Genomic DNA, 2,855 nt, shown 5'->3' on the forward strand with positions numbered 1-2,855 from the left:
TTCGGGACCCGACCGCGGCCCTGAACGCCCAACCGACCCCGCCGGCGCCCGTCGAACCCGCCCCGGAAGGCACGCCCGCACCCGCCTCTCCGATCGCGGTCACGCCCCCGGCGCCCGCCATCATCATCGCCGAAGACAAGATCGACGAGGACGAGAACGAGGATGAAAAGGCCGAGGCCGTTCCGGCCAAACGCGTGGAGACGCCCGCCGAGCCGGCCCGCCGCCAGCGCCGCCGGGTCGCCATTGTCGAGGCCATCGACAAGATCACCGCCGAATCCATGCGGTTCGAGGTCGAGGTCGGGGGCCGCCCCGTGCGGTTCCAGAAAACCCTGATCTTCACCGCCCGGGCCTGCGAGGTCTCCGCGCCCGACGAACAGGTGTCCGACGCCGTCGCCTATCTGGAAGTGTCGCTGCAGCCTCGCGGCGTGATCCAGGTCAGCGAGCCGCGTCAGATCTTCCGTGGCTGGATGTTCGCCTCGGCGCCCGCCGTCAGCGGGCTTCAGCATCCCGTCTATGACGCCTGGGTCGTGGGCTGCAAGGCGTAGAAGACCGCCTCGGCTCCCGTTATCGGCCGGAACAACGATCGTGAGTCCGGCTCGACGCCCAGCGCGACCTTCAGCAGCTTCAGATAGGCCGCTTGCGGCGTTTCCACGGCGCCGAACTGACTCAGGTGCTGCGTCAGGAATTGGGTGTCCAGCAGTCGCCACCCGCCGCGCTTGAGCCGGGCCACCAGATGGACCAACGCCACTTTTGACGCGTCCCTCTCCCGACTGAACATGCTCTCGCCGAAGAAGGCACCGCCCAGAGTGACGCCATACAGGCCGCCGGCCAGCCGCTCGTCATGCCAGCACTCGATGGAATGCGCTCGGCCGCGGGCGTTAAGCTCCATGTAAAGGCGCCGGATCGGGCCGTTGATCCAGCTGTCCTCGCGCCCGGGACCGGGTGCGGCGCAGGCGTCGAGCACAGCCGAAAAGGCGGTGTCGACCCGGATTTCGAACGGCTCGCACCTGACGGTGCGCTTCAGACGGGTCGGGATGCGGAAGCCGTCCAACGGGATGACCCCTCGCTGCTCGGGCTCGACAAGGAATATCCGCGGGTCGTCCCGACCTTCGCCCATCGGGAACACGCCGGTCGCATAGCACTGCAGCAGTTCGTCGGGCCCGAAGCCGCCGAAAGGGCCGTTGGCGCTGAACCCCGGCTCGTCCACCACGCCGTCAGGCGTCGCCCTTCTGGCGTTTGGCCCAGTTTTCCAGCCAGTGGATGTCGTAGTCGCCCGACAGAATGTCCGGCTCCTGCAACAGCTTCTGGAACAGGGGAATGGTGGTGTCGATGCCGCCCACGACCATCTCGTTCAGGCTGCGCTTGAGGCGGGCGATGCATTCCTCGCGGTCGCGGCCGTGGACGATCAGCTTGCCGATCAGGCTGTCGTAATAGGGCGGGATCGAATAGCCGGCGTAGATGGCGCTATCCAGCCGCACGCCTAGGCCGCCGGGGGCGTGGAAGTCGGTAATCGTGCCCGGCGAGGGGGTGAAGGTCTCGGCGTTCTCGGCGTTGATCCGGCACTCGATGGCGTGGCCGGTGAAGGTCACATCGGCCTGGGTGAACGACAGCGGCAGGCCGGCGGCGATGCGAATCTGTTCGCGTACCAGATCGACGCCGGTGATCATTTCCGTAACCGGATGCTCGACTTGCAGCCGGGTGTTCATCTCGATGAAGAAGAACTCGCCGTCTTCCCAGAGGAATTCGATGGTGCCGACGCCGAGGTAGCCGATCGAGGCGATGGCCTTGTTGACGGTTTCGCCGATGGCGACACGTTCGGCCGCCGAGAGGGCGGGCGAGGGGGCCTCTTCCATAACCTTCTGGTGGCGGCGCTGCAGTGAACAGTCGCGTTCGCCGAGGTGAACGACATTGCCGTGACTGTCGGCGATGACCTGAAGCTCGATATGGCGCGGCTTCTGGAGGTAGCGCTCCATATAGACGGCGCCGTTGCCGAAGGCGGCGAGGGCCTCGGACTGGGCGGTCTGGACGGCCTCGACCAGATCTTCGGCGGTCAGGGCCACCTTCATGCCGCGCCCGCCGCCGCCGGCGGCGGCCTTGACGATCAGGGGGAAGCCAATGGTCTTCGACGCGGCGATGGCGGCCTCGATGGTCTCGACCTCGCCGGCCGATCCGGGCACGCAGGGGATGCCGGCCTCAAGCACCGTCTGTTTGGCGGTGATCTTGTCGCCCATGATGCGGATGTGCTCGGGCCTGGGCCCGATGAAGGTCATTCCGTGGGCTTCGACGATCTCGGCGAAGCGGGCGTTCTCGGACAGGAAGCCGTAGCCGGGATGGATGGCCTGGGCCCCGGTGATTTCGGCCGCGGCGATGATCGAGGGGATGTTCAGATAGGATTTGGCGGCCGGGGCCGGGCCGATGCAGACGCTTTCGTCGGCGAGTCGCACCCACATCGCGCCGCGGTCGGCTTCCGAATGCACGGCGACGGTGGAAATGCCCATCTCCTTGCACGCACGATGGATCCGCAGGGCGATTTCGCCGCGGTTGGCGATCAGGACCTTGGTGAACATGGGCTTACGCCTCGAGCAGGACGAGGGGCTCGCCGAATTCGACCGGCTGGGCGTCGCCGACCAGCACCTCGACCACGACCCCGTCGCGCGGCGCCTGGATGGGGTTCATCGTCTTCATGGCCTCGACGATCAGCAGGGTCTGGCCCTTCTTGACCTTGTCGCCGACGCTGACGAAGGGCGGCGCTTCGGGCGAGGCCTGCAGATAGGCGGTGCCGACCATCGGCGACTTCACCTCTTCGCCTTGCCTGGCGACGATGGTGGCGGGATCGGACGGCATGGAGGCGGGGG

4 protein-coding genes are annotated in these 2,855 nt (G+C 67.0%); 1 reads left to right on the plus strand and 3 read right to left on the minus strand.

The annotated features are described in order from the left end of the window. Positions 1–545: DUF2155 domain-containing protein (locus VN378_RS04235; protein WP_325741288.1), on the plus strand; the 545-nt coding region annotated here is incomplete at its 5' end. On the opposite strand, the gene aat is transcribed toward VN378_RS04235, so the two are convergent. From aat to accB, 3 genes are all read right to left on the minus strand, one after another. After that, complete coding sequence (gene aat / locus VN378_RS04240; protein ID WP_325741290.1) at positions 512–1,207, minus strand: leucyl/phenylalanyl-tRNA--protein transferase; 696 nt, start codon at positions 1,205–1,207, stop codon at positions 512–514. The genes VN378_RS04235 and aat overlap by 34 nt on opposite strands. Positions 1,208–1,214: 7 nt before the next feature. Then, positions 1,215–2,567, minus strand: a complete 1,353-nt coding sequence (gene accC, locus VN378_RS04245) for an acetyl-CoA carboxylase biotin carboxylase subunit (protein ID WP_325741292.1) — start codon at positions 2,565–2,567, stop codon at positions 1,215–1,217. Between the two features lie 4 nt (positions 2,568–2,571). Next, a partial coding sequence (accB, locus tag VN378_RS04250) for an acetyl-CoA carboxylase biotin carboxyl carrier protein (RefSeq protein WP_325741293.1) occupies positions 2,572–2,855 on the minus strand: 284 nt, incomplete at its 5' end.

It is taken from the genome of Brevundimonas sp. (assembly GCF_035561115.1).
Classification (GTDB): Bacteria; Pseudomonadota; Alphaproteobacteria; order Caulobacterales; family Caulobacteraceae; genus Brevundimonas.